Origin of the sequence: Klebsiella michiganensis (assembly GCA_000963575.1) — a bacterium.
Taxonomy (GTDB): domain Bacteria; phylum Pseudomonadota; class Gammaproteobacteria; order Enterobacterales; family Enterobacteriaceae; genus Cedecea; species Cedecea michiganensis_A.
Genome location: CP011077.1, coordinates 493344 through 519588, shown reverse-complemented (window position 1 = coordinate 519588; position 26245 = coordinate 493344). Strand labels below are relative to the sequence as shown.

The 26245-nt window shown below is 57.9% G+C and carries 23 protein-coding genes; 15 read left to right on the top strand and 8 right to left on the bottom strand.

Annotated features, from left to right (window positions below; genetic code table 11):
• The first annotated feature begins 61 nt into the window (after nucleotides 1-61).
• The 4 genes from VW41_02485 to VW41_02470 are packed head-to-tail and all read left to right on the top strand — an operon-like array spanning nucleotide 62 to nucleotide 3473.
• On the top strand, nucleotides 62-1105 hold the full coding sequence (locus tag VW41_02485; GenBank protein AJZ87996.1) for a peptide ABC transporter permease: 1044 nt from the start codon (nucleotides 62-64) through the stop codon (nucleotides 1103-1105).
• On the top strand, nucleotides 1105-1938 hold the full coding sequence (locus tag VW41_02480; GenBank protein ID AJZ87995.1) for a peptide ABC transporter permease: 834 nt from the start codon (nucleotides 1105-1107) through the stop codon (nucleotides 1936-1938). The genes VW41_02485 and VW41_02480 overlap by 1 nt, the downstream gene beginning before the upstream one ends.
• Entirely contained in the window at nucleotides 1931-2764 is an 834-nt protein-coding gene (locus tag VW41_02475; protein ID AJZ87994.1) for a peptide ABC transporter ATP-binding protein, read from the top strand. Before VW41_02480 ends, VW41_02475 begins: the two co-directional genes overlap by 8 nt.
• Nucleotides 2751-3473, top strand: a complete 723-nt coding sequence (locus VW41_02470; protein AJZ87993.1) for a peptide ABC transporter ATP-binding protein — start codon at nucleotides 2751-2753, stop codon at nucleotides 3471-3473. The genes VW41_02475 and VW41_02470 overlap by 14 nt, the downstream gene beginning before the upstream one ends.
• 4 nt (nucleotides 3474-3477) lie before the next feature.
• Here VW41_02470 and VW41_02465 read toward each other — a convergent pair whose 3' ends face one another.
• Nucleotides 3478-4377, bottom strand: coding sequence for a GGDEF domain protein (locus VW41_02465; GenBank protein AJZ87992.1), 900 nt, complete (start codon nucleotides 4375-4377; stop codon nucleotides 3478-3480).
• A 446-nt stretch (nucleotides 4378-4823) separates the two neighbouring features.
• Here VW41_02465 and VW41_02460 point away from each other — a divergent pair, with 446 nt between their 5' ends.
• Nucleotides 4824-6248 carry a putrescine--2-oxoglutarate aminotransferase gene (locus VW41_02460; GenBank protein ID AJZ91824.1) on the top strand — a complete coding sequence of 475 codons (1425 nt, stop codon included), beginning with the start codon at nucleotides 4824-4826 and terminating at the stop codon, nucleotides 6246-6248.
• A 39-nt stretch (nucleotides 6249-6287) separates the two neighbouring features.
• On the opposite strand, the gene VW41_02455 is transcribed toward VW41_02460, so the two are convergent.
• From VW41_02455 to VW41_02430, 6 genes are read right to left on the bottom strand one after another with little or no spacing between them, the layout of a single operon-like run.
• Entirely contained in the window at nucleotides 6288-6578 is a 291-nt protein-coding gene (locus VW41_02455; protein AJZ87991.1) for an autoinducer-2 (AI-2) modifying protein LsrG, read from the bottom strand.
• Nucleotides 6575-7465: an autoinducer 2 aldolase gene (locus VW41_02450; GenBank protein AJZ87990.1), complete on the bottom strand. Its 891-nt coding sequence runs from the start codon at nucleotides 7463-7465 to the stop codon at nucleotides 6575-6577. The genes VW41_02455 and VW41_02450 overlap by 4 nt, the downstream gene beginning before the upstream one ends.
• 11 nt (nucleotides 7466-7476) lie before the next feature.
• Entirely contained in the window at nucleotides 7477-8496 is a 1020-nt protein-coding gene (locus VW41_02445) for an autoinducer 2-binding protein lsrB (GenBank protein ID AJZ87989.1), read from the bottom strand.
• A 2-nt stretch (nucleotides 8497-8498) separates the two neighbouring features.
• Entirely contained in the window at nucleotides 8499-9500 is a 1002-nt protein-coding gene (locus VW41_02440) for an autoinducer 2 import system permease LsrD (protein AJZ87988.1), read from the bottom strand.
• Nucleotides 9501-10535, bottom strand: a complete 1035-nt coding sequence (locus VW41_02435) for an ABC transporter permease (GenBank protein AJZ87987.1) — start codon at nucleotides 10533-10535, stop codon at nucleotides 9501-9503. It abuts the gene before it with no gap.
• Entirely contained in the window at nucleotides 10532-12031 is a 1500-nt protein-coding gene (locus VW41_02430; protein AJZ87986.1) for an ABC transporter ATP-binding protein, read from the bottom strand. The genes VW41_02435 and VW41_02430 overlap by 4 nt, the downstream gene beginning before the upstream one ends.
• 215 nt (nucleotides 12032-12246) lie before the next feature.
• Here VW41_02430 and VW41_02425 point away from each other — a divergent pair, with 215 nt between their 5' ends.
• From VW41_02425 to fadH, 7 genes are all read left to right on the top strand, one after another.
• Complete coding sequence (locus tag VW41_02425) at nucleotides 12247-13218, top strand: transcriptional regulator LsrR (protein AJZ87985.1); 972 nt, start codon at nucleotides 12247-12249, stop codon at nucleotides 13216-13218.
• Between the two features lie 41 nt (nucleotides 13219-13259).
• The gene (locus tag VW41_02420) at nucleotides 13260-14840 is read left to right on the top strand and encodes an autoinducer kinase (protein ID AJZ87984.1); all 1581 of its coding nucleotides are present in this window, start codon (nucleotides 13260-13262) and stop codon (nucleotides 14838-14840) included.
• A gap of 717 nt (nucleotides 14841-15557) precedes the next feature.
• The gene (locus tag VW41_02415) at nucleotides 15558-16541 is read left to right on the top strand and encodes an alpha/beta hydrolase (protein ID AJZ87983.1); all 984 of its coding nucleotides are present in this window, start codon (nucleotides 15558-15560) and stop codon (nucleotides 16539-16541) included.
• 77 nt (nucleotides 16542-16618) lie between these two features.
• Entirely contained in the window at nucleotides 16619-17359 is a 741-nt protein-coding gene (locus VW41_02410) for a chemotaxis protein CheY (protein AJZ87982.1), read from the top strand.
• A complete protein-coding gene (locus VW41_02405; GenBank protein AJZ87981.1) occupies nucleotides 17356-18657 on the top strand; it encodes an ATPase in 1302 nt (433 codons plus the stop codon). The genes VW41_02410 and VW41_02405 overlap by 4 nt, the downstream gene beginning before the upstream one ends.
• A 128-nt stretch (nucleotides 18658-18785) precedes the next feature.
• Entirely contained in the window at nucleotides 18786-19976 is a 1191-nt protein-coding gene (locus VW41_02400; GenBank protein ID AJZ87980.1) for a cytochrome C biogenesis protein, read from the top strand.
• Nucleotides 19977-20108: 132 nt separating this feature from the next.
• The gene (gene fadH, locus VW41_02395) at nucleotides 20109-22127 is read left to right on the top strand and encodes a 2,4-dienoyl-CoA reductase (GenBank protein AJZ87979.1); all 2019 of its coding nucleotides are present in this window, start codon (nucleotides 20109-20111) and stop codon (nucleotides 22125-22127) included.
• Here fadH and VW41_02390 read toward each other — a convergent pair.
• The gene (locus VW41_02390; GenBank protein AJZ87978.1) at nucleotides 22124-23260 is read right to left on the bottom strand and encodes a ribosomal RNA large subunit methyltransferase G; all 1137 of its coding nucleotides are present in this window, start codon (nucleotides 23258-23260) and stop codon (nucleotides 22124-22126) included. The two genes, fadH and VW41_02390, sit on opposite strands and share 4 nt — an antisense overlap.
• Before the next feature lie 84 nt (nucleotides 23261-23344).
• On the opposite strand from VW41_02390, the gene VW41_02385 reads away from it, so the two are divergent.
• From VW41_02385 to VW41_02375, 3 genes are all read left to right on the top strand, one after another.
• On the top strand, nucleotides 23345-23845 hold the full coding sequence (locus VW41_02385; GenBank protein ID AJZ87977.1) for a metal-dependent hydrolase: 501 nt from the start codon (nucleotides 23345-23347) through the stop codon (nucleotides 23843-23845).
• Between the two features lie 49 nt (nucleotides 23846-23894).
• The gene (locus VW41_02380) at nucleotides 23895-24893 is read left to right on the top strand and encodes an oxidoreductase (protein AJZ91823.1); all 999 of its coding nucleotides are present in this window, start codon (nucleotides 23895-23897) and stop codon (nucleotides 24891-24893) included.
• Between the two features lie 243 nt (nucleotides 24894-25136).
• Entirely contained in the window at nucleotides 25137-26105 is a 969-nt protein-coding gene (locus VW41_02375; GenBank protein AJZ87976.1) for a membrane protein, read from the top strand.
• Nucleotides 26106-26245 lie beyond the last annotated feature (140 nt).

The following is a 26245-nucleotide window of genomic DNA, read 5'->3' as shown; positions in this document are numbered from 1 at the left end:
TTCCGTTGTGAAAGAAGCGGGTCGGGGGGTTAATCACCATTAGCGCATAAAAGAGTTACCCATGTCCGAAGTCTCGCCTTCGTCGCAGCGTCTGCGGCGTCCGCTGCTCACCCTGCTTCAGGGAATATTTACCCTTGCCCTGACCCTTATTGGCCTGCTGCTGATTACCTTTGCTTTGTCCGCGCTTTCCCCGGTGGACAGGGTGCTGCAAATCGTTGGCGACCACGCCAGCCAGTCAACTTACGATCAGGTTCGCCACCAGCTCGGGCTGGATCAATCGCTGCCCGTGCAGTTCTGGCATTATCTGGTCAATCTCGCCCACGGCGATTTAGGCATAGCCAGCTCAACCGGCCAGCCAGTGCTGCATGATTTGCTCTCGGCTTTCCCCGCCACGCTGGAACTTGCCACCCTCGCGCTGATCGTCGGCAGCCTGCTTGGCGTGTTTTTAGGTGTGCTTTGTGCCCGGTTTGCCGGTTCGCCGCTGGATCTCGCGGTACGCACGTTTACCCTGCTCGGTAACTCGGTGCCTATTTTCTGGCTCGGTCTGCTGATGCTGGCGCTATTTTATGCCCGCCTGCAGTGGAGCGCCGGTCCTGGGCGGCTCGACGATATTTACCAGTACAGCGTCGAGGCCAAAACGGGCTTCGTGCTGATTGATACCTGGCTGTCCGGCGATAAAGGCGCGTTTCTCAACGCCATTAACCACCTGATTCTGCCGGTGCTGCTGCTGGCCTATTATTCCCTCGCCAGCATCACCCGCCTTACCCGCACGGCATGCCTGAGCGAAATGAACAAAGAGTACATTACGCTGGCCCGCGCGAAGGGTGCAGGGGACATGACGATTCTGCTGCGCCATGTACTGCCAAACATTCGCGGCACGTTGTTCACCGTGATAGCCCTGGCCTACACCAGCATGCTGGAAGGCGCCGTGCTGACGGAAACCGTCTTTTCCTGGCCGGGCATTGGCCGCTATCTCACTACAGCGCTGTTTGCGGGTGATACCACCGCGATCATGGGCGGTACACTGCTGATTGGCGTGTCGTTTGTGCTGATCAATAACCTGACCGATATACTGGTGCGCGCCACCGACCCGAGGATCCGCTGATGCCGTCTTCTCTTTTTCTGCGACGCATGCTGCGCTCCCCGGCCGCCCTTAGCGGGCTGATTATCATTGCCGGACTGGTGCTTATCGCGCTGTTTGCGCCATTGCTGGCCCCGTTCGACCCTAACTGGCAGGATGCCGCCGCGCGCCTGCAGGCCCCCAATGCCCATCACCTGCTGGGCACCGACAGCTATGGCCGCGACCTGCTTTCTCGCCTGCTCTACGGCACCCGCCCGGCGCTGGGCCTGGTGCTGCTGGTGACCGTTATTACGCTGCCGGTTGGGCTGCTGATTGGTATTCTGTCCGGCTATTATGGTGGCTGGCTGGAGCGCATTCTGATGCGCTTTACCGACGTGGTGATGTCGATGCCACGCCTGATTCTGGCCTTTGCTTTTGTGGCGATGCTTGGCCCTGGGCTGGTTAACGGCGCGCTGGCACTGGCTTTGACCACCTGGCCCGCCTATGCCCGCCAGGCTAGAAGTGAAATACAGCGTCTGCGCCACAGCGATTACCTGGCCGCCGCAGAAATGATGGGCATTAAAGGCTTCCGGCTGCTGGTCGGCCACATCCTGCCGCTGTGCCTGCCTTCCGCCATCGTGCGCCTGGCGCTGGATCTTGCCGGGATTATTCTTGCCGCCGCCGGCCTGGGCTTCCTGGGCTTAGGTGCCCGCCCGCCAATGTCCGAATGGGGCGCCATGATTGCCGACGGGATGCAGGTGATTTTTGATCAATGGTGGATTGCCGCCATCCCGGGCACCGCGATTCTGCTGAGCAGCCTGGCCTTTAACCTGCTGGGCGATGGCCTGCGCGACGTGCTGGAGCCGCAACATGACTAACAGAATTACCGTTTCCGGACTGAATATCGACTACCCCGGCAGCCGCGTGGTTAACAACCTCTCCTTCACGCTGGGCAATGAACGTCTGGCGTTGGTCGGGGAATCCGGCTCAGGCAAATCCATGACGGCCCGCGCGCTGATGGGGCTGGTGCGTAAACCGGGCAAAGTGAGCGCAGAGCAACTCAACGTGATGGGTCACGATCTGCTGGAGATGAATGCCCGAAGCTGGAACCAGCTGCGCGGCAGCGATATCGCCATGGTGCTGCAGGACCCGCGCTATGCGCTAAACCCGGTAAAAAGCGTGCTGCAACAAATTGATGAAGCGCTTAGATTGCACCAGAAGCTGTCCACCGCCGAACGTCGTAACCGCTGCCGCGAACTGGTGCAATCCGTTGGCTTACCGGACTCAGTGCTACAGCGCTACCCCGGCGAGCTGTCCGGCGGCATGGGCCAGCGCGTAATGATAGCCGTTGCTCTTGCCAATAATCCCAAAGTGCTGATCGCCGACGAACCTACCTCGGCGCTGGACGCCCGCCTGCGCAACCAAATCCTTGAGCTGCTGGTGGCGCAGTGCGAACAGCGGCAAATGGCACTGCTGCTAATAAGCCACGACCTGCCGCTGGTGGCTGAGCACTGCCACCGCGTGCTGGTGATGTACCAGGGCCAAAAAGTCGATGAAATGGCCGCAGGCGAGCTGGCACAGGCCACGCATCCTTACACCCGCACGCTCTGGACCTGCCGTCCAAATGCCGGCACCTACGGGCAGATGCTGCCGACGCTGAACCGCGGCGAATTCCAGCAAGGAGAAACCCATGGCGATCGTTAAGGTTGATACTCTGAACGTGCAGTTTGCCGCCAAAGGCGGGGTCAAAACCGCCGTCGCCGGGGCCAGTTTCGCCATTGAACAGGGCGAAACATTTAGCCTGATTGGCGCTTCCGGCTGCGGAAAGTCGACCATCCTGCGCGTGCTTGCCGGGCTACAGCGTGACTGGAAAGGTGACGTGGAACTGCTGGGCAATAGCATTGCAGCAGGGAAACGCTTCCAGGGGGCGCTCCGCCGCGAAGTGCAGATGGTCTTTCAGGATCCGTACGCTTCGCTGCACCCCAACCATACGATTTGGCGCACGCTGGCCGAGCCGCTGAAAATTCACGGCGAAAGCGAGATTGAAGCCCGTGTGGCGGAAGCCTTACGGCAGGTCGGGCTGCCGGCAGACGCGGCGAAACGCTACCCGCACCAGCTTTCCGGCGGTCAGCGCCAGCGAGTGGCAATTGCCCGTGCGCTGCTGTTGCGCCCGAAGATTCTGCTGCTCGACGAACCGACCTCCGCGCTGGATATGTCGGTACAGGCTGAGATCCTCAACCTGCTTAACCGCCTGAAACAGCAGCACGGCATGACCTATCTACTGGTCAGCCACGATGCCGACGTGATTGCGCATATGTCAGACCGGGCGGCGTTTATGGCCAACGGGGTGATTGAGCGCAGCTTCGATCGTGCTGCGCTGGTGAACGGCGAACACAGAATGGCGCACGCGTAGCGTATTATTCCAGCGTCACCATCTCTGCATCAGACAAGGCCAGAATACAGCGATTACGACCCGTGTTTTTGCCGTAGTACATGGCTTTGTCTGCCCGACCAATAGCGCTGTGCAGGGAGTCGTCGGTACTGACGAGGGTCAACCCACCGGTCACCGTCACGCGAATAGCCTGGTCGTCCACGCTGACCGGGTGGCTGGCTAAGTGCCTGCAAATGCGTAGCCCGGCCCGCTCGGCCTGCTCGCGGCTGGTCGCCTCAAGCAGCATGATGAACTCCTCGCCTCCATAGCGATAAATGCGCTCTTCGTTGCGCGTGGCCTCTTTTAGAATGGAGGCAACATTACGCAACACATCATCGCCGGCGTTGTGGCCCCAGGTGTCATTGATCGTTTTGAATCGGTCAATATCCATGATCAGCAAATAAAGGCTGCGCTCCGCCCGTTCGCAGCGGGTGCGTATTAGTGGAAACTCCTGGTACATTAAATGTCGGAGCGGCAGGCCCGTTAAAGCGTCGTACAAATTACGGTAGGAAAAAAGGTATTCTTTATATTGATCGATACTGGAAATAAACTTTTGTTGCGCTTCATTGTAATGATTCAGTAATTCTTCGCTAACCTGTCTGGCGATAATAGATAACATTAATGCCCGGGCGGCATCATGCATAGCCGTGTGATATTTATCGATCTGCAGAATCAACTCCCGGTCCAGGCTCGCACCTTGCATACGCTGGTTCAGCCAGCGGCTGAAGCGACAATGCCGGTGGGAGTGTGAATCGTTTATTTCTTTATCGGGCTCACCGCCCAGCAGGCTGAGACGCAGGCATTTATTTGCCCAGTTATAATGATCGCGGATGGCAATATTCAGCTCTGATAAAGAGCTATCGATGTCCTTTATATTGATAGTCACGCTGTGCTCGCCTTATGTTTAACGGGTCAAGTTAATATCCACCACCTGATGATAACGAACATCCAGGGTTAATTTTCACGCCAGACTATAACTTAAACGAATCATAAACGGAGAGCTCATATTAAAAACTTTACGATTAAAGACATTTATTGCCACAGGCTAGCCGCAATAAATAAGCATCTATTAACCATTAAGAAATATTAAACAATAATATGTGCCGCTTTTATTTTCCTTTTGCGCCAGAGGGAAACATTTCGCCCCAAAACGGTGCACGACTCTTTTCAGCCAGGCGGTGCTCATCCGACGGGCCTTCAGCATTAAAACACGCAAAATGTAATCTATTGTGATTAATTATTGCACAGATGCAGTCCTGCGGGCGTTTATCCCGATTTCACTTACGGAGCGCTACCTGGCGCAATCCCTGCAATACTTATTTTGTGTATCGCGTGATACGCCACACCCAGGAGCACATTTTGAACAGGTTACCTTCCAGCGCCTCGGCCCTTGCCTGTACGGCGCACGCACTGAACATTATCGAAAAGAAGTCACTTACCCATGAGGAGATGAAGGCGCTAAACCGGGAGGTTGTGGATAGCTTCCAGCAGCATGTTAATCCAGGTTTTCTTGAGTACCGCAAGTCCGTTACCGCCGGCGGGGATTACGGAGCCGTAGAGTGGCAAGCGAGCAGCCTGAATACGCTTGTCGACACCCAGGGGACAGAGTACATTGATTGCCTGGGTGGGTTCGGCATCTTTAACGTGGGGCACCGTAATCCAGTCGTTGTTTCCGCCGTCCAGCATCAGCTAGAAAAGCAGCCCCTGCACAGCCAGGAACTGCTCGACCCCCTGAGGGCGATGCTTGCCAAAACGCTTGCCACACTTACCCCGGGTAAACTCAAATACAGCTTCTTTAGCAATAGCGGCACCGAGTCCGTCGAAGCGGCCATCAAACTGGCAAAGGCGTACCAGTCACCACGAGGGAAATTTACCTTTATTGCCACCAGTGGCGCATTCCACGGCAAGTCTTTGGGTGCACTTTCCGCCACGGCGAAATCCACCTTCCGCAAGCCGTTTATGCCGCTGCTGCCGGGCTTCCGCCACGTACCATTTGGCAATATCGAGGCATTGCGCACGCAGTTCAGCGAATGTCGCAAAACCGGTGATGATGTCGCCGCGCTGATCCTGGAGCCTATTCAGGGGGAAGGTGGGGTGATTCTGCCGCCTGCGGGCTACCTGCCTGCGGTACGTCAGCTTTGCGATGAATTTGGCGTGTTGCTGATTCTGGATGAGGTGCAAACCGGGATGGGCCGTACCGGCAAGATGTTTGCCTGCGAGCACGAAAACGTGCAGCCAGACATTCTCTGCCTTGCCAAAGCGTTAGGCGGCGGCGTGATGCCGATTGGCGCCACGGTCGCGACGGAAGAGGTGTTTTCCGTTCTGTTCGATAACCCGTTCCTGCACACCACCACGTTTGGCGGCAACCCGCTAGCCTGTGCGGCGGCGCTGGCGACCATTCATTACCTGCTGGAAGAAAACCTGCCTGCGCAGGCGGCGCAAAAAGGGCAGTTGCTGCTGGATGGCTTCCGGGCGCTTGCCCGTGAGTTCCCGGACCTTGTTGTTGAGGCGCGCGGCCAGGGGCTGTTAATGGCGATTGAATTCCGCGATAACGACATTGGCTACGACTTTGCCAGCCAAATGTTCCGCCAGCAGGTACTGGTGGCCGGGACGCTGAATAACTCGAAAACTATTCGCGTGGAGCCACCGCTGACGCTGACCATTGAGCAGTGTGAGCATGTGCTTGAGTGCGCCAGGCGCGCGCTTTACAGGCTGAGAGTGACGCAGACTGAGACGGCAGAGGCGCAGGAAAGCTGATTAACCCTCCCCTCTCCCTAAAAGGGAGAGGGGCAATCCCTACGGCAGCAGCCCAATAAAATTTTGCTTCTTACGCGGCTCAGACATCATCTCATCCAGCTTCTCAACGCAGGCAAGATAGTGCGGCGTTTTCTTGTGCGCCAGCACCGCAGCCTCATCCTGATATGCCTCATAAATAAAAAATCGCGTCGAAATATCCGGGTCCTGCAGTACGTCAAAACGTAAATTACCCGGCTCTTTGATGGCGCCTTCATGATTCGCCCGAAACACGCCCAGAAACTCATCGACCCGTTCGGGCTTAATGTTGATCTCCACCAGCGTTACGTTCATGCCTTACCTCCCTGATGTTTCGCTTCAAGCCAGAACTGATAAGCCTCGCGGGCAGACACATTCTCATGCACCACCTTCTTCACCGCCTGCAGCATCGCCAGTGGCGCTTCAGACTGGAAGATATTGCGCCCCATATCCACACCGGACGCACCCTGGTCTATCGCCTTAAAGCACATCTCCAGCGCCTCCTGCTCGGGCAGCTTTTTACCTCCGGCGATAACGATCGGCACCGGGCAGCTGGCGGCAACTTTCTCAAACCCTTCCTCGACAAAGTAAGTTTTTACAAACTGCGCCCCAAGCTCGGCGGCGATACGGCTGGCCAGCGAGAAGTAGCGCGCGTCCCGGGCCATTTCTTTGCCCACGCCGGTGACCGCAAGCGTAGGAATGCCGTAGCGCGTCCCCTCGTCCACGAGCTTGATGATGTTGTTGATTGACTGGTGCTCATACTCACTGCCGATGTAAATCTGCGCGGCTACCGCGCAGGCGTTGAGGCGTAAAGCATCCTCCATCGTTACGGCGACGCTTTCGCGTGAGAGTTCGCTGAGGATCGAGTTACCGCCGGAGGCGCGCAGCACGACTGGCTTGTTGGTCGCGGGCGGAACCACGCTGCGCAAAATGCCACGAGTACACATCAGCACATCGGTTTCAGGGAACAGCGGCGCAATAGAGAGATCAATGCGCTCCAGCCCGGTGGTCGGCCCCTGGAAATAGCCGTGGTCGAAGGCCAGCATTACGGTGCGCCCGGTATTGGGATGAAAGATCCTCGCCAAGCGAGACTGCATGCCCCAGTCCAGGGCTCCGCTTCCCTTCAGGTAAAACGCCCGGTTTTCCTGCGGCTGGCCAATACCGAAGTCTTTTCCATCTTTAATATCATCCAGATCTGCCATGGTTTCCTCCCTCAGAAATCGTAGTTACCGATATTGTCTTTCGTGAACACGACGCGCTCCGGCAGCAGCACAATCCCGTTGCCTTTCGCTTCATACTGGTAGCCCTGCACGCTGTTTGGCTCGACTTTTAGCGGGCCGATTTTCGCCACTTCCACGCTGTCCCCGACGTTAAGATCGCCTTTCTTCAGCAGCGCATTGGCGACGTTGACCGCAATCTCGCCCTGTTGCACAACGTCCCACAGGCCAAAAGCTTTTACCGTGCCGCGCTCAACATACGGGCGCATTACGTTCGGCGTACTAAATCCAACAATGGCCACATCGCTGCGCTTCAGGTTCTCTGCCGCCTGAGCCGCGGCGGGCAGCGCATTAGCATCCGGCGCAATAATCGCGTCCAGATCCGGGTAAGCTTTTAAAATCCCTTCGGCGGTTTGCAACGACTTGGTGGCATCGTTATAGCCAAACTGCGTGGTCACGATTTGCCACTGCGGATGCTCTTTTTCGATCTTCGCTTTCGCCTCTTTGACCCATTGGTTCTGGTCAGTCACCGTTGGGCTGGAGTAGAAAAAGGCCACCTTAGCCGCCGGTTTCGTGACCTGTTTTGCCGCCATTTCGACCAGCATGCCGCCAAGCTGCTGGGGCGTACCCTGGTTGATATAGATGCTGCGGCAGTCCGGCTTGGTGTCTGAATCCCAGGTCAGCACTTTCACGCCCCGCTGCATCGCGCGCTTCAGCGCCGGGCACAGGCCGTCCGGCGAAACGGCGGAGACGATAATGGCGTTATAGCCCTGGTTGACGAAGTTGTTGATCAGCTGCACCTGCCCCGCCACGCTGGGCTCGGTCGGGCCGTCATAGGTCACCGGCACACCGAGATCCTTCCCGGCCTGCTGGGCACCGTTACCGCCGCTGGTAAAGAAGCCCACGCCCACCAATTTTGGAATAAAGGCAATACGGTCTGCCGCCTGAGCCGCAGCGGCGCTAAGCACCAGCGCCAGCGCGCTCAGCTGCAGGATGCGTGTTGTTGCATGCTTCATACTTAAACCCCCGTTAGTTTTTTCTGCCCGCGCAGACGACGCCAGGTCACCCGGATCATTTCGCGGTGTAAACTCAGCGAACGGCCAATCACCACCACAATCAACAACGCACCGGACAACGCGCTCGATACCTGATTGGGGATACCAACCATCTGTAATCCCTGCTGCAAATACCCCACCAGCAGCGCGGCCAGGGCGGTTCCCAACATCGAACCTGACCCGCCGTAAATATTCGCGCCGCCTAAAACCGCCGCCGTCAGGGCCGGCATTAATAAATCCCGCCCGAGATCGGAGCGGGCAGAGCCAAAATAGGAAACCAGCACCACCGCAGCGATGGCCGAGGCCAGCCCAACCAGCCCATAAACGCCGTACAACATGCCGTTGACCGGCATAGCTGCATACCGAGCCGCGCGTGGGTTCTGGCCGATTAAGAAGACGTGGCGGCCAAAGCGAGTGCGGTGCGCAAGCAGCCAGAACAGCAAAGTAATCACCGCGAATAGCACCAGCGGCACCGGCAGCCCGAACAGCGTTTGGTTGGCAAAGTTAGTGAAAGCGTCCGGGAAACCACCTATGCCTTCATAGCCCGTCGCCCCCGCCATGCCGGAAAGCAGCAGCGCTCCGCCGCCGTAGAGGTAGAGGGTGCCCAGCGTGATAACCAGCGGACTAATGCCGGTGTAGTGGATCAGCGCCGCGTTCAGGGCTCCGCACAGCAGCCCCAGCGCCAGCGTGAGCACCACGGCCAGCGGTACGGGCAGCCCCGCCTGCATCATGACCCCAAGCGCGATAGCACATAGCCCGATAGTTGACCCGAGTGAGATATCAATCCCACCGCTGACGATAGCCAGCGTGAGCGGCAAGGCGACGATGCCAATACAGATAAAATCGCTGGTACTGAACAGCAGCATGTTGATGTCCAGCATCCGCGGGTTCAGAGCACCAAACAGCAGGATTTCTGCCACCAGCAGCAGGAGTAAAACGCTTTCCCAGCTAAGACGCAGCTTCATTTAAGCGACCTCTTTCTTTTTACGCGGAGGAAAGGGGGCCACGTTTTTACCCCCGTGCGGAGGAGGAACAAAACGCGCATATTTCTGCGCGCGCTGGTGGCGCATCAGCGCCTGCCGCAGGCGGCCATCCAGCACCAGTACCCCCAGCAGTACCAGCCCGGCGATAAAATCGTTCCACCAGGCCGGGAGCTTAAACAGCACCAGCACGGTGTCGATTTGGGTCAGGAAGAAAGCCCCCAGGCACGCGCCTATCAGGGTGCCGGTGCCTCCGAGCAGCGAGATGCCACCCAACACGCAGGCGGCAATGGCCTTCATCTCCAGGCCGCTGCCGGTTTGATTGGGCACAAAGCCTATCTGAGAGGCAAAAAGCACCCCGGCCAGCGCGGCCAGCACCCCGTTGAAGGTAAAGGCCAGCAGTCGGGTACGATTCACCGACACGCCAAGTTGCCGGGCGGCGGCGAGGTTGTCCCCCACGGCGTAAAAATCACGCCCGAACGCGGTTTTCGCCAGCCCCCACGAGCCGAACGCCAGCAGAGCGATAACCAGCAGACCAAAGAAAGAAACGCCGAGAACAATCGGTTCAGACAGCGATTTGAGCGTGGCCGGCAGCCCTTCAATCCACTTCCCGCCCGTCCACAGCAGCATGCCTCCGCGATACAGCCCCAGGGTGCCGAGCGTGGCAACAATCGCCGGAATACGTAACCAGACCACCAGCACGCCGTTAAAGAAGCCCGCCGCCGCGCCCATCGCCAGAGCAAAGAGGATAGCCAGCGGCAGGCTGTAACCGGCGTTCAACGCCACACCGACGGCAATCGCACAAAGCCCCACGGTTGAGCCCACGGAAACATCAATATTTCGCGTCAGCATCACAAGCGTAGCCCCCATCGCCAGCAGGATCAGGATCTGCGCGCTGGTAAAGATCATGCTGACGGTTTGCAGGCTAAAGTAGGCGTGGTTTAGCGTCACCAGCCCCACAAACAGCGCCAGGATCGCCAGCAGAGCGCTTAGTTCGCGGTTTTTCAGCAGTTTCCTCATGGTTTCCCCCCGCCAAATGCCATATTCATCATGCGATCCACGCTGATCGCCGGCCTGCGGATTTCCCCGCCGATCTCCCCCTGATGCATCACCAGCACTCTGTCTGCAAGCGGCGCAAACTCATCCAGATCGCTGGAGATCATCAACACCGCCACGTTTTGCTGCGCCACGCTTTTGATCAGCTGATAAATATCCGCCCTCGCCGCCACATCAACGCCCCGCGTCGGTTCATCCACGATCAGCAACAGAGGATTAGCCTCCAGGCACCGGGCCAGCAGCACCTTTTGCTGATTGCCGCCGGACAGCGTGCGTACAGCCTGATCGGCGTCGTTCAGCTTGATCCCCAACGCGCGGTGGTAGCGCTCCACCACAGCCGCTTCACGCTTCGGCTGAAGCCAGAGCCCGGGTTCATTTAACGCCACCGTGTTCCAGCGGATGGGGGCGTCAAGAAATAGTCCGGAAACCTGCCGATCCTCAGGCAAATAAACCAGCCCGCGATCGAGCCGAGATTTCGTGCCGCTTTCGGTGATGTCAGTGTTTTCGAGAAAAACTCGCCCCCCTCGCGCCGGGCGCAGGCCGTACAGCGTCTCCGCCAGCTCGGTTCGCCCGGAGCCAACCAGCCCCGCAAGGCCGACGATTTCTCCGGCATAAATCTCAAAGCTCAGGTCGATAAAGCCTTCCCCGGTTAGCCCGTCCACGCGCAGCACCGGAAAGTCCTGCGGCTGAGTGCGACGGTTTCCGGGGAGCGACAGCCAAAGCTTCTGGGTATCACTCAGCGTGTGCTCGCGGCTGCCCGGCGTCATCGCCGTAATCAGTTCGTGGTCGGTAAACGCCAGCGTTTCTCCCTGCAGCACGACCGCGCCGTCCCGCATCACGGAGATATGGCTGGCAATCTGGTGGATTTCCGGCAGCTTGTGGGAAATGAATATAATGCCCACCCCCAGCGCCTGAAGGGCGCTGATTTGGCGAAAAAGACGCGCCGTCTCTCCCGGAGTTAAAGAAGCCGTGGGCTCGTCGAGGATCAAAATTTTGGCCTCATGCATCAGGCCACGCAGGATCTCCACCATCTGCTGATCGGCCACTTCCAGCGTGTTCGCGGCGGCAGAGAGGGGGATAGTGCAGTCCAGCTGCTGCATTTTTTCCGCCAGTTTTGCCAGCAGGCTGTCCGTGCGAGGCAGGCGGAACAAAATGTTTTCCTGCACCGTTAAGTTAGGAAACAGCATCGGTTCCTGCGGCACCAGGTATACACCCAGCTCATGCGCCTGAGCGGGCTTCAGCCTGCCATAGCGCTTGCCGTGCAGCTCAAGCTCGCCGCCGTCGGGCGTTTCAACCCCGGCGATAATTTTCATCAGCGTCGATTTGCCCGCGCCGTTGCCTCCCATCAGGGCGTGCACCTGGCCGGGCAGCAACGTAAAGTCGATGCCTTTCAATACGCTAACGCCGGAGAATTGTTTCCGGATCTGATGAACCTGCAGCAGCGGCGTGGCGTTTGGCATCGGGACTCCACATTTGAACAAAAGAGAAATTGAATTAATAATGTTCAAAAGCGTAGACGGGGATATATGATTACAACCGGGCGGCGATCACAAAATTTTTAAATAGATCGGCTAAATCATCCGGGAGTAATAAATGATCTGTTTTGCCGGGCGCTTCACATTTTATTTCCGGGTGACCGCGAACATCTGATCTAAATTTTAATAAGAGTTCATCTATGAGCGAGAAACGTTCGACAGAAGAAAGTCAGTTCTCCGGGCTGCCGATGGCGGAAGAAGAGCTGCTGGCGCGAGTGGCCTGGTCCTATTACCACGACGGCCTGACTCAGAATGATATCGGCGAGCGGCTGGGGCTGCCGAGGCTCAAAGTCTCGCGCCTGCTGGAGAAGGGCCGCCAGTCCGGGGTGATTCGCGTCCAGATAAACTCCCGCTATGAAGGCTGCCTGGCGCTGGAAACGGAGCTGCAGTCGCGCTTTAACCTGAAGTTAGCGCGTGTCCTGCCGGCCCATAGCGCGCCGCCAATGAGCACGCGTCTGGGCATTGGCGCCGCACAGTCGCTGATGGGGCTGTTAACGCCGGGGCAGTTATTAGCCGTAGGATTCGGTGAAACCACCATGAGCTGTCTGCAGCACCTGAGCGGCTTTATTAGTTCTCAGCAGATTGGGCTGGTCACGCTTTCCGGCGGCGTAGGGCCGTATATGACCGGCATCGGGCAGCTGGATGCCGCCTGTAACGTCAGCCTGATCCCGGCGCCGCTGCGCGTGTCTTCGCCGCAGGTTGCTGAGATTTTAAGGATGGAGTCCAGCGTGCGGGACGTGATCCTTGCGGCGATGGCGGCAGATGTCGCGGTTGTCGGGATCGGCGCGATCAATCAGAAGCGCGACGCCACCATCATGCGCTCCGGCTACATCAGCGAAGGCGAACAGCTGATGTACTCACGCAAAGGTGCAGTCGGCGACATTCTCGGCTACTTCATGCAGGCCAATGGCGAGATGGTCGCAGGCCTGGAGATCCACCGCGAGTTGCTTGGGGTCCGCCTTAACGATCTGGCGCAATTGCCCACCATCGTTGGCGTCGCGGGCGGAGAGGATAAAGCAGAGGCGATTTACGCCGCACTGTTGGGCCGCCACATTAACGGCCTGGTGACGGAAGAAGAGACCGCGCGGGCGGTGTTGAAACTGGCGAGTTAGATTTAACCCGTCGCCGACCGCGCTCACAATGAGGAAAGGCGATGAGTTATCTACTTGCACTGGATGCCGGAACGGGCAGTATCCGCGCCGTAATCTTCGATACTTCAGGCCAGCAAATAGCCGTTGGCCAGGCCGAATGGAAGCACTTAAGCGTGGCCGACGTGCCGGGATCGATGGAGTTCGATCTCGCCGTTAACTGGCAGCTCGCCTGCCGCTGCATCCGTGAGGCCCTGCACAAGGCAAACCTCTCCTCTTCGGCGATTAGCGCCGTTTCCTGCTGTTCTATGCGTGAAGGGATTGTGCTTTACGATCGCCACGGCGAGCCTATCTGGGCCTGTGCAAACGTGGATGCCCGCGCCAGTCGTGAAGTCAGCGAGCTGAAAGAGATCCACGACTTCCAGTTCGAGTCCGAGGTGTACCACGTTTCAGGCCAGACGCTGGCGCTGAGCGCCATGCCGCGCCTGCTTTGGCTGGCGCACCATCGCCCGGACATTTACCGCAAAGCCGCCACCATCACCATGATCAGCGACTGGCTGGCGGCTAAACTGTCCGGCGAACTGGCGGTTGACCCGTCTAACGCCGGCACGACCGGCATGCTGGACCTGGCAACCCGCGACTGGCGCCCTGCTCTGCTGGATATGGCGGGATTACGTGCCGACATTCTTTCTCCGGTCAAAGAAACCGGCACCGTGCTGGGCGGCATAACCCCGCAGGCGGCCGAAGAAAGCGGGCTGCTGAAGGGCACGCCGGTGGTGATGGGCGGTGGCGACGTACAGCTTGGCTGCCTTGGACTGGGCATCGTCAGGGCCGGGCAGACGGCGGTACTGGGCGGCACATTCTGGCAGCAGGTGGTGAACCTGCCGGCAATCAAAACCGACCCGGACATGAATATCCGCATTAACCCACACGTCATTCACCACATGGTGCAGGCGGAGTCCATTAGCTTCTTCACCGGCCTGACGATGCGCTGGTTCCGGGACGCCTTCTGCGCGGAAGAAAAGCTGCTGGCCGACCGCCTCGGCGTGGATACCTACGCGCTGATGGAAGAGATGGCGGGCCGCGTACCCGCAGGCTCCCACGGGGTGATGCCTATTTTCTCTGATGCCATGCATTTCAAGCAGTGGTATCACGCCGCGCCATCGTTCATTAATCTTTCCATTGACCCTGAGAAGTGCAACAAAGCGACGTTATTCCGTGCCTTAGAGGAGAATGCGGCGATTGTCTCCGCCTGTAATCTGGAGCAAATTTCCGGCTTTTCTGGCGTGAAGTTCGACTCGCTCGTTTTTGCCGGGGGAGGATCAAAAGGCGCGCTGTGGAGCCAGATTCTTAGCGACGTAACCGGCCTGCCGGTGCGGGTGCCGGTGGTAAAAGAAGCGACGGCGCTGGGCTGTGCCATTGCCGCTGGCGTTGGCGCCGGGCTTTTTGATTCGCTGGCCAATACCGGCGAGCGTCTGGTGCAGTGGCAGCGAGAGTTCACGCCGAATCCGGCGCACCGCGAGCTTTACGACGAGATGAAGCACAAATGGCAAAAAGTGTATGCCGACCAGTTAACGCTGGTGGACAGCGGCCTGACGACGTCGATGTGGCAGGCACCGGGGCTTGCACCGAGAGTGGCAGGGTAATTTCCCCCTCACCCCGACCCTCTCCCCAGAGGGGAGAGGGGGAAAACAAACAACCTGGAATATTCGTCATCCCCTCTCGCTGAAAACCAAGGAGAAAACAAACAGCTCGGAATATTTGTTATCCCCTCTCCCTGAAAACCGAGGAGAAAACAAACAGCTCGGAATATTTGTTATCCCCTCTCCCTGAAAACCAAGGAGAAAACAAACAGCTCGGAATATTTGTTATCCCCTCTCGCTGAAAACCGAGGAGAAAACAAACAGCTCGGAATATTTGTTATCCCCTCTCCCTGAAAACCAAGGAGAAAACAAACAGCTCGGAATATTTGTTATCCCCTCACCCTGAAAACCGAGGAGAAAACAAACAGCTCGGAATATTTGTTATCCCCTCTCCCTGAAAACCAAGGGGATAACAAACAGCTCGGAATATTTGTTATCCCCTCTCCCTGAAAACCGAGGAGAAAACAAACAGCTCGGAATATTTGTTATCCGCTCTCGCTGAAAACCAAGGAGAAAACAAACAGCTCGGAATATTTGTTATCCCCTCTCCCTTCCAGGGAGAGGGTTAGGGTGAGGCTCAAACAAGCCACTTTGTATCACACTGTATCTGCAACACCTCCAGATACGCCGCCATGCAAAAAAGGCGGTTTGGAAAACACCCCGCCTACAATCCCGTGATGTGATACCCGAACATTTTCTAATGGCTTCGGAGAAAACATCATGTTCAACAAACTGACTCGGTCTGCACTGATAGCCCCTCTTTCCCTCTCGGTGGTCTTCGCCTGCCAGGCTGAAGCGGCGGGCTTTGATGCCGGGCAAATAAAACAGATAGACGCGGGCGTGCTGAACGTCGGCTATGTCGATATGGGCCCGAAAGACGGGCAGCCGGTTATTCTGCTGCACGGCTGGCCTTACGACATCAACAGCTTTGATACGGTGGCGCCTGAACTGGCAAAACAAGGTTACCGGGTTATCGTGCCTAACCTGCGCGGCTTCGGCAGCACCCGCTTCCTTTCCTCTGCCACGCCCCGCAACGGCGAACCTGCCGCGCTGGCTCAGGATACGGTTGCGCTGATGGATGCGTTACACATCAAACAGGCCATTTTCGCCGGCTATGACTGGGGAGCGCGCACGGCGGATATCGTGGCTGCTCTGCACCCTGAACGCGTGAAAGCCCTGGTGTCGGTCAGCGGCTATCTGATTAGCAGTCAGGAAGCAGGGAAAAAACCGCTGCCGCCGCAGGCCGAGCTCCAATGGTGGTATCAGTTCTATTTCGCGACCCCACGCGGCGCGGCGGGCTACGAGAAGAACACGCATGACTTCGCCAGACTTATCTGGCAGCAGGCTTCACCGGGCTGGAAGTTCAGCGATGAAACTTTTAACACCAGCGCCAAATCGCTGGATAACCCGGACCACGTCGCCATTACCCTAAGTAACTATCGCTGGCGGCAGGGGCTGGAAAACGGCGAACAGAAGTATGCGGCAGATGAGAAAAAGCTGGCCGCACTGCCGAACATCACCGTGCCAACCATCACGATTGAAGGCGACAACAACGGGGCTCCACACCCTGCACCTGCGGCCTATGCTGCAAAATTTACCGGCAAATATGAACACCGAACCTTCAGCGGAAATATCGGCCATAACCCGCCGCAGGAAGCGCCGGAAGCCTTTGTGAAGGCGGTGGTAGATGCGGGTAAGCTGTAGTAAAAAAAGAGGCATAGCCGTTCACTCACGAGCGGCTATGCTAGTTTTACCCTTCACTTTAGCGCCGGGAGCCCCAGGTGGAACATATCGATCATATTCTCGTGGTGGACGATGACCGCGATATTCGCGAGCTTATCGTCAGCTATCTGGAAAAATCCGGCTATCGGGCCAGCGGCGCAGCCAACGGCAAGGAGATGCGCTCGGTTCTGGATAAGCAGCACGTCGATTTGGTGGTACTGGACGTAATGATGCCCGGCGACGACGGGCTGACGCTGTGCCGCCAGTTACGCAGCGATAAGCACAAAGATCTGCCTATTTTGATGCTGACCGCCAGAAACGAAGATAGCGACAGGATCCTGGGCCTCGAAATGGGCGCGGACGACTACGTAGTAAAACCTTTTGTCGCCCGCGAACTGCTGGCGCGGATCAAGGCGATCCTTCGTCGCTTCCGCGCGTTGCCGCCCAATTTGCAGGTGACCGAAGCCGGCAGAATCATCGCTTTTGGCGAGTGGCAGCTTGATACGTCGGCCCGGCATCTGATTGATTTACAGGGCACGATCGTCGCCCTGAGCGGCGCGGAATACCGCCTGCTGCGGGTGTTTTTGGATCATCCGCAGCGCGTGCTGACCCGCGATCAGCTACTGAACCTGACGCAGGGCCGCGATGCCGAGCTGTTTGAGCGCTCGATCGATTTGCTGGTCAGCCGCGTGCGTCAGCGTTTAAACGAAGATGCCCGCACCCCGGCCTACATCAAAACCGTGCGTAGCGAAGGCTATGTGCTTTCCGTTCCCGTGACGATCGTCGAGGCGAGAGAATGAGGCTGTGGCCCCGCTCCCTGCTTTCCCGCCTGTTTCTTATCGTTCTTGTCGGCTTGCTGCTGGCTAACGGCCTGACCCTGGCGCTAACCACTCTTGAGAGAATGAACAGCGCCCGCAGCGTGATGCTGGATAACCTGCAAAACAACGTCTCTACCAGCGTCGCGATACTCGACAAGCTGCCGGCCGCCGAGCGCCCGGCCTGGCTGGACCGGCTCGCCCGGGAAAATTATCACTACATTCTTGGGTCAGGTACGCCGGGCAAACCGCCTGCCGACGAACGTTCGAAAGATGCCATCGCGTCCCTGAAAGAGGCGCTGGCCGAGCGCTACAGCCTGACTTTCACCGCCATTCCCGGTATGCGCTCCCATATTCAGGCTCATTTGACGCTGGCTGACGGCTCGCCGCTGACCATCGATCTTACGCCGCGCATGCCACCGATTGAAAGCTGGCTACCGGTGGTCATTGCTATTCAACTTGTCCTGCTGGCGCTTTGCGCGTGGTTTGCCGTGCGCCAGGTGGTGCTGCCATTTACCCGTTTTACCCGCGCCGTTGAAGCGCTGGAGCCCGCCAGCTCCAGCCCCGTGGACATGCAGGAAAGCGGCCCGGTTGAGGTGGAGCATGCGGCCAAAGCCTTTAACGCGATGCAGGCCAGAATCCAGGGGCACCTGAAAGAACGCACGCAAATTCTGGCGTCTATTTCACATGATTTGCAGACGCCCATCACCCGCATGAAACTGCGCCTGGAGATGAGCGATGAGCCGGAACTGCGCGATAAACTAATGCAGGATTTGGACAACATGACGCACCTCGTCCGCGAGGGGATCGCCTATGCGCGGTCGTCAGAAAATCTGGAAGAAACAGTGCAGCGTATTGAGCTTCGGGCCTTTGTGGACAGCATTACCTGTGACTACCAGGACGTCGGTAAAGCGGTGACGTTTGCCGCGCCGGAGGTAGCACTTCCGCTTTCAACCCGCCCCCAGGCGCTGCGCCGCATCCTGACTAACCTGCTGGATAACGCCCTGAAATTCGGCTCCGCCGCAGAAGTCAGCCTGACTGCAGGGGCCAGCCAGATAACGCTGGCAGTTGGCGATAACGGGCCGGGGATCCCCGAAGAGGAGCTGGACGCCGTGTTGCAGCCTTTTTACCGCGTGGAAAGTTCCAGAAACCGCGACACCGGGGGCACCGGGCTTGGTCTGGCGATTGCCGCCCAGCTTGTCGGCCAGTTAGGCGGAAAGTTAACGCTGGCCAACCGGCCGCAGGGCGGTTTGAAAGCCAGCATCACGCTGCCCGTAGCCTGATTGTATCGCTCTGTATGCGGCCAGGTAGCCGACAAACAAACTGACAATCAGGACGGTTTTCCCACACATCACGAACACATCAGGCGGGTTAAATAGCCAGAAATCATCCTGTAACCGTGAGGTGTGTTATGCCCGTTCTGATTGCCTTTCTTGGCGGTATTCTCAGTTTATTAAGCCCCTGTACGCTGCCCGTCATTCCTCTGCTTTTCGCTGCATTTCGTGGCAAAAAACGCCAAATCCTCGCCCTGCTTGCCGGCATGGTGACGATGTTCACAACCGTGGCTTTGCTGGTCGGCGCTGCCGGGGAATGGATCGTGCGCGCCACGCTGGTTGGCCGCTGGCTGGCGCTGGCGATGCTGGCACTTGCCGCGCTCACGCTCATCTTCCCCGGGCTTGCCGAGCGGCTGATGCGCCCGGCGGTGCAGGTGGGGAATGCAATCAACAATCAAAGCTACCGCACTCACGGCACGCTGTCGGCTTTTCTGGCCGGGCTTGCGGTGGGGCTGCTTTGGTCGCCCTGCGCGGGGCCGATTCTGGGGGCTATTCTCGGCATTGGTTTGTCCGGCCCTTCGGCAGTCACCACCGGCGTGCTGCTGGCGGCCTACGGCAGCGGCTGCGCGCTGATGCTGGCGCTGCTGTGGTTCTGCGGTCACCGGTTGCTGGCCAGCCTGCGTGAGAAAATGGCGCTGATGGCGCAGCTTCGTCGCGCGGCGGGCGTGGCAATGCTGGCCACGGTGGCGTTTATCGCCTCCGGCACCACGGCGGTGCTGCAAAACGCCAACGGCTTCGGCGCGAAGCTGGAACAGCATCTGCTGGCCTTCTCCCCCACCGCCACGCCAGCCCCGAAGCTGCAGCCTATTGTGGATCCCGCGCCCACCAGCGCAATGCCGCCACTTTCCGGGGGAACCGCATGGATTAATAGCCCGCCGCTGACGCCAGAGTCGCTGAAAGGCAAAGTCGTGCTTATCGATTTTTGGACCTTCGACTGCATTAACTGCCAGCACGCGCTGCCGCACGTCCGGGAATGGGCCAACAAGTATAAAGATCAGGGCCTGGTGGTGATTGGCGTGCATACGCCGGAGTACCCGTGGGAAAAAGATCTCAACTCGGTGAAAAAGGCGGTAGGTAAATGGCAACTGCCGTACCCGGTCGTCACCGACAATAACTACCAGATCTGGAATGCCTTCGGAAATCAGTACTGGCCAGCGCATTACTACTTCGACGCTCGCGGGCAGCTACGCAATGTCTCTTTCGGCGAGGGTAATTATGAACAGCAGGAGCAGGTTATTCAGAGGCTGCTGAAAGAGGCGCGCGCCTGATTCACCTTCCGGGGAGGCGGGAATATGACTCTCATCACATTCGCCGCACTCCCCTTTTCCCTTTTGCCCCGCGACGGCTAAATTAGAACTCATCCGACCACATAACAATAAAATTACATTTTGGACACAATCATGAGCTACTCGTCGCTGCTTGCCCCGCTGGATCTTGGCTTTACCACTTTGAAAAACCGCGTGCTGATGGGGTCGATGCACACCGGGCTGGAAGAGCTGCCGGACGGCGCTGAGCGCCTCGCCGCTTTCTATGCCGAGCGCGCCCGACACGGCGTGGCGCTAATTGTGACCGGTGGGATTGCCCCTTCGGCCTCCGGGGTCACCGTCGCCCACGGCGCGGTGCTGAACGACAAAAGCCAGCTGGCGCATCACCAGATTGTGACCGGGGCGGTGCACCGCGAAGGCGGCAAGATTGCCCTGCAGATCCTGCATACCGGGCGCTACAGCTACCAGCCTAAGCTGGTCGCCCCGTCGGCCATTCAGGCGCCGATCAACCCGTTTAAACCCCACGAACTGAGTCACGAAGAAGTTCTCACCCTGATTGAAGACTTTGCCCACTGCGCCAGCCTGGCGCGGGAGGCCGGGTATGACGGCGTAGAGGTCATGGGTTCGGAAGGCTACCTGATAAACCAGTTTTTGGCCGCGCGCACCAACCAGCGCGATGACGAATGGGGCGGGGACTACGCGCGCAGAATGCGCTTTGCCGTCGAAGTCGTTCGCGCCGTAAGGGAACGCGTTGGCAAAGAATTTATTATTATTTACCGCCTGTCGCTGCTCGACCTTGTCGAAGGCGGCGGCAACTTTGAGCAGGCCGTCACGCTCGCCAAAGCGATAGAAAAAGCGGGTGCAACGCTGATTAATACCGGCATCGGCTGGCACGAAGCCCGTATTCCTACCATCGCGACCTCCGTGCCGCGCGGCGCGTTTAGCTGGGTAACCAAAAAACTGAAAGGTCATGTTGCGCTCCCGCTGGTAACCACCAACCGAATCAATACCCCGGAAACCGCCGAGCAGATCCTGGCCGACGGCGATGCGGATATGGTGTCGATGGCGCGTCCTTTCCTGGCTGATGCTGAGTTTGTCTCTAAGGCCGCCGCGAACCGCGGCGATGAAATCAATACCTGCATCGGCTGTAACCAGGCCTGCCTGGATCAGATATTCGTGGGCAAAGTCACCTCTTGCCTGGTCAACCCGCGCGCCTGCCATGAAACCACAATGCCGGTTGTGCCCGTAGCACAACCGAAACGCCTTGCGGTGGTTGGCGCCGGCCCCGCCGGGCTGGCTTTTGCGGTCAACGCCGCCGGGCGAGGCCATAGCGTCACGCTGTTTGACGCTGCGGCGGAGATCGGCGGGCAGTTTAATATCGCCAAGCAGATCCCCGGCAAAGAAGAGTTTTTCGAAACGCTGCGCTACTACCGTAGGAAGCTGACCCTCACCGGCGTGGACGTTCGCCTGAATCAGTACGCCACCCCGGAGATGCTGCACGACTTCGACGAAGTTATTCTGGCCTGCGGGATTGAGCCGCGCCTGCCGGAGATAGACGGCATCGGGCATCCGAAGGTGTTGAGCTATGTCGATGTGCTGCGCGACAAAGCCCCGGTGGGCAAGCGCGTGGCTGTCATTGGCGCGGGCGGGATTGGGTTTGATACTTCGATGTACCTGAGCCAGGAGGGCGCATCCACCAGCCAGAGCATCGCCGAGTTCTGCGTGGAATGGGGGATTGATACCAGCCTGCAAACTTCAGGCGGCCTGCGCCCGGAAGGGCCGCATCTGCATAAAAGCCCGCGCAGTATCTTCCTGCTGCAGCGTAAAACCAGCAAACCGGGCGAAGGCCTGGGGAAAACCACGGGCTGGATCCACCGTACTACGCTTGCCGCGCGCGGCGTGAAAATGATAGCGGGCGTGAGCTACGAGCGTATTGACGATGCCGGGCTGCACATCACCGTTGGCGGGGAACCGCAGTTGCTGGCGGTGGATAACGTGATTATTTGTGCCGGGCAGAATCCGCGTCGCGAACTGGCTGAGCCTTTACAGGCTATGGGTAAAACCGTGCATTTGATTGGCGGGGCCGATGTGGCAATGGAGCTGGATGCCCGGCGCGCGATTGCGCAGGGCACCCGTTTAGCGCTGGAGATTTAGCGGCGACGGCCTAACTTCACCGCTTTAAGCACCACGAACTTGTTGTTCGTTGCCACCGTGGTGCAGTTGCCGAAGATCTTCTTCAGCTTGCGGAAGTAGTCCAGGTGGCGGTTGGCCACGATGTACAGCTCGCCGTTGATTTTCAGGCAGCGGCGAGCGTGATGGAACATCTCCCACGCGATCTGATCCGTCAGGGCATGCTGCTGGTGGAACGGCGGGTTGCAGAGTACGGCATTAAAGCGGAAAGGCTCCACGCCGGACAGCGCGTTGTTAATCATGAACTCACAGCGGTCGATGTCGCCCGGTAGGTTGGTTTCAACGTTCAGGCGCGCGGAGGCCACCGCCATCGGCGACTCATCCACAAACACCACCTGCGCCAGCGGGTTTTTCTCCAGCAGCGTCAGGCCAATCACGCCGTTACCGCAGCCGAGATCGACAATCTCGCCTTCCAGATCTGACGGCAAACTTTCAAGGAAGAAGCGCGCGCCGATATCCAGCCCGGTGCGGGAGAAGACATTCGCGTGGTTGTGAATCGTCCACTCGGTTCCCTCCAGCTTCCAGCTCAGCGTTTCCGGCACGTCCGCCAGGTCTGGCCTGGTGAAGGTCGGGTTAATCAGGCGCGCTTTTTTCCACGCCAGCGTGGTCGTGGTTGGCCCTAAAATCTTTTCAAAAAGCTCCAGCGTGGAATTGTGAATATCCCGCGCTTTCGCGCCCGCAATGATGCGGGTTTCCGGCGTGACCACTTTACGCAGCGCACGCAGCTGCTGCTCTAGCAAGGCCAGCGTTTTAGGAATTTTAATCAGCACCAGCCCCGGCGCCTGCGGGTAAGCCGCGGTGCTGTCGAGGAAGGTGACGCTATTTTCCGGAATTTCGTTCTCGCGCAGGTTTTCCCGCGTGGCCAGCTCGCTTAAGTACGAGTCGCCAATGCTGTAAGGCTTGTGTTCGGCCAGCACGCAGGCCAGCGCACCGAACGTATCGTTAAAAACAAGAACGGGGCCGACTGGCTCAAGTTCGTCTACCTGCTGCAACAGGTAGTCATCTGCCGCTTCCCACGCCTGCAGCGGGTTTACGTCGTCCGTTTCCGGAAAACGCTTCAGCGTCAGTGAACGAAAACCGTTGTCTAATTGGCTCATCGGCCCTCCTGGATGGTAAAGTTTGGTGATATCCCCATAGCGGGGGCGAGAGTATACCTTTTTTTCCTTCAACCTGAGACAAGCATGAGCGAACTGATTTATTTAAGCGGCTATCCGGAGCATTTGCTCTCGCAGGTGCGTACCCTGATTAGCGAGCAGCGCCTCGGCGCGGTGCTGGAAAAACGCTACCCGCAGGGGCACAACATCGCGACCGATAAAGCGCTTTACGCCTATACTCAGGAGTTGAAAAACCAGTTTCTGCGCAATGCCCCACCGATAAATAAAGTCGCTTATGACAGCAAGATCCACGTTCTGAATAACGCGCTGGGGCTGCACACCGCGATTTCTCGCGTGCAGGGCAACAAATTAAAAGCCAAGGCGGAAATTCGCGTAGCGACCGTGTTTCGCACCGCCCCTGAAGCCTTTCTACGCATGATAGTGGTCCACGAACTGGCGCATCTTAAGGAGAAGGATCACAACAAAGCGTTTTACTCCTTGTGCTGTCATATGGAACCGCAGTATCACCAGTTAGAATTCGATACACGACTTTGGCTTACGCAGCTGGCGCTTAGCGGCACGGCCTGATAATGCCCCCGATTTATTGATTATCGACTTCCGGAGAATGCACCCGTTTATGATACGTTTCGCTGTGATTGGAACCAACTGGATCACCCGCCAGTTCGTGGATGCCGCCCATGAGAGCGGCAAATATAAGCTGACTGCGGTGTACTCCCGTAGCCTCGAGCAGGCGCAAAGCTTTGCCAACGATTACCCGGTCGAACATCTGTTTACTTCGCTGGATGAGCTGGCGAAGAGCGATGTTATCGACGCGGTGTATATCGCCAGCCCGAACTCGCTGCACGGCCCGCAGAGCCTGCTGTTTCTGAGCCACAAAAAACACGTCATTTGCGAGAAGCCGCTGGCGTCTAATCTTGCGGAAGTTGAAGCGGCCATCGCCTGCGCCCGCGAAAATCAGGTGGTGCTGTTCGAGGCGTTTAAAACCGCCAGTCTGCCGAATTTTATCGCCCTGCAGCAGGCGCTGCCGAAGGTGGGTCAAATCCGCAAGGTGCTGCTCAACTACTGCCAGTATTCTTCCCGCTACCAGCGCTACCTGGACGGCGAAAACCCAAACACCTTTAACCCGGCGTTTTCTAACGGTTCGATCATGGACATCGGTTTCTACGTGCTGGCCTCGGCGGCCGCATTGTGGGGCGAACCGCACTCCGTTCACGCCACGGCTTCCCTGCTGGACAGCGGGGTGGACGCCCACGGCACCGTTCAGCTGAACTACGGTGATTTTGACGTCACCCTGATGCATTCCAAAGTGAGCGATTCAACGATCCCAAGCGAAATTCAGGGCGAAGCCGGATCGCTGGTGATCGAAAAAATATCCGAATGCCAGCGGGTAACCTTTATCCCGCGCGGCGGCAAACCTCAGGATCTGAGCCAGCCGCAGCATATCAATACTATGCTGTACGAAGCGGAGACGTTTGCCCGCCTGGTGGAAGAGAATGCGGTCAATCACCCCGGGCTGGTGACCTCATGCATCACGTCGGCGCTGGCGACCGAGATTCGCCGCCAGACAGGGGTTAAGTTCCCGGCTGACGATGTGGGCCAGCCGGCCACGGCATAAGGTATTTTGCAGAAAACCAGGTGGCAGATATTGACCAAAGCTATTGCTTGTCATATTTTGTTACCTGCAAAGGGGAGTAACTTCATTGCCGGTTAATCGTCATTACGATGCGCAAGCATCCGGTTGCCGGGCGACGTGAAAACGTCGTAAGTGAGACCTTGCCGGAAGGCGAGATCCCTGTTGCAAGCGAAAGCGGCTGGCGTCTTCTGATGTTGGCCGTTTTTGTTTTCAAGGAATCTCATTATGCATACTGTCGGTACTCCGCTGCTCTGGGGCAGCTTCGCCGTCGTGGTCGCCATTATGCTGGCGATCGATCTGCTGGTTCAGGGCCGCCGTGGCTCGCAAACCATGTCAATGAAACAGGCAGCCGTCTGGTCGCTGGTCTGGGTTTCACTTTCTCTGCTGTTTAACCTCGCCTTCTGGTGGTACCTCAGCGGCACCGCCGGGCGCGAAGTCGCCGATACCCAGGCGCTGGCCTTCCTCACCGGTTACCTGATTGAAAAAGCGCTGGCGGTCGATAACGTCTTCGTTTGGCTGATGCTGTTTAGCTACTTTGCCGTGCCTGCGGCGCTGCAGCGGCGGGTGCTGGTTTACGGCGTGCTGGGCGCAATCATTCTCAGAACCATCATGATCTTCGGCGGCAGCTGGCTGATTACCCAGTTCGAGTGGCTGCTTTACGTGTTCGGGGCTTTCCTGCTGTTCACCGGTGTGAAAATGGCGCTGGCAAAAGAGGATAATACCGGCATCGGTGATAAGCCGCTGGTCCGCTGGCTGCGCGGCCATCTGCGAATGACGGACAAGATTGAGAACGAGCATTTCTTCGTGCGTCAGAATGGCCTGCTGTATGCGACGCCGCTGCTGCTGGTGCTGATTCTGGTCGAGCTGAGCGATGTAATTTTCGCAGTCGACAGTATCCCGGCGATCTTCGCGGTCACCACCGATCCGTTTATCGTGCTGACGTCTAACCTGTTCGCGATCCTCGGCCTGCGTGCCATGTACTTCCTGTTGGCGGGCGTGGCGGAGCGCTTCTCGATGCTGAAGTATGGCCTGTCGGTGATTCTGGTGTTTATCGGTATCAAGATGCTGATAGTCGATTTCTACCATATTCCTATCGCCGTTTCGCTGGGCGTGGTGGGCGGTATTCTGGCGGGCACGCTGATTATTAACGCCTGGGTGAACCACCGTAACGACCAGAAGAAGTCGGCGGAATAAGCCAACATCTCACCACCAAAAAAGGGGCGTAATGCCCCTTTTACGTTCTGGCAATCCGCCATCGCATCAAACTGCTGAATATGTCACAAGAATGTTAATGATCAGTTACGAAATCTAACACTGAACGCAATTCCAGCTTG

Bases quoted from the DNA above. Each gene is read 5' to 3' on its own strand.
- VW41_02485 (AJZ87996.1), top strand. From the start codon at position 62: ATGTCCGAAGTCTCGCCTTCGTCGCAGCGTCTGCGGCGTCCGCTGCTC.
- VW41_02480 (AJZ87995.1), top strand. From the start codon at position 1,105: ATGCCGTCTTCTCTTTTTCTGCGACGCATGCTGCGCTCCCCGGCCGCC.
- VW41_02475 (AJZ87994.1), top strand. From the start codon at position 1,931: ATGACTAACAGAATTACCGTTTCCGGACTGAATATCGACTACCCCGGC.
- VW41_02470 (AJZ87993.1), top strand. From the start codon at position 2,751: ATGGCGATCGTTAAGGTTGATACTCTGAACGTGCAGTTTGCCGCCAAA.
- VW41_02455 (AJZ87991.1), bottom strand. From the start codon at position 6,578: ATGAACGTAACGCTGGTGGAGATCAACATTAAGCCCGAACGGGTCGAT.
- VW41_02450 (AJZ87990.1), bottom strand. From the start codon at position 7,465: ATGGCAGATCTGGATGATATTAAAGATGGAAAAGACTTCGGTATTGGC.
- VW41_02445 (AJZ87989.1), bottom strand. From the start codon at position 8,496: ATGAAGCATGCAACAACACGCATCCTGCAGCTGAGCGCGCTGGCGCTG.
- VW41_02440 (AJZ87988.1), bottom strand. From the start codon at position 9,500: ATGAAGCTGCGTCTTAGCTGGGAAAGCGTTTTACTCCTGCTGCTGGTG.
- VW41_02435 (AJZ87987.1), bottom strand. From the start codon at position 10,535: ATGAGGAAACTGCTGAAAAACCGCGAACTAAGCGCTCTGCTGGCGATC.
- VW41_02430 (AJZ87986.1), bottom strand. From the start codon at position 12,031: ATGCCAAACGCCACGCCGCTGCTGCAGGTTCATCAGATCCGGAAACAA.
- VW41_02425 (AJZ87985.1), top strand. From the start codon at position 12,247: ATGAGCGAGAAACGTTCGACAGAAGAAAGTCAGTTCTCCGGGCTGCCG.
- VW41_02420 (AJZ87984.1), top strand. From the start codon at position 13,260: ATGAGTTATCTACTTGCACTGGATGCCGGAACGGGCAGTATCCGCGCC.
- VW41_02415 (AJZ87983.1), top strand. From the start codon at position 15,558: ATGTTCAACAAACTGACTCGGTCTGCACTGATAGCCCCTCTTTCCCTC.
- VW41_02405 (AJZ87981.1), top strand. From the start codon at position 17,356: ATGAGGCTGTGGCCCCGCTCCCTGCTTTCCCGCCTGTTTCTTATCGTT.
- VW41_02400 (AJZ87980.1), top strand. From the start codon at position 18,786: ATGCCCGTTCTGATTGCCTTTCTTGGCGGTATTCTCAGTTTATTAAGC.
- fadH (AJZ87979.1), top strand. From the start codon at position 20,109: ATGAGCTACTCGTCGCTGCTTGCCCCGCTGGATCTTGGCTTTACCACT.
- VW41_02390 (AJZ87978.1), bottom strand. From the start codon at position 23,260: ATGAGCCAATTAGACAACGGTTTTCGTTCACTGACGCTGAAGCGTTTT.
- VW41_02385 (AJZ87977.1), top strand. From the start codon at position 23,345: ATGAGCGAACTGATTTATTTAAGCGGCTATCCGGAGCATTTGCTCTCG.
- VW41_02380 (AJZ91823.1), top strand. From the start codon at position 23,895: ATGATACGTTTCGCTGTGATTGGAACCAACTGGATCACCCGCCAGTTC.
- VW41_02375 (AJZ87976.1), top strand. From the start codon at position 25,137: ATGCATACTGTCGGTACTCCGCTGCTCTGGGGCAGCTTCGCCGTCGTG.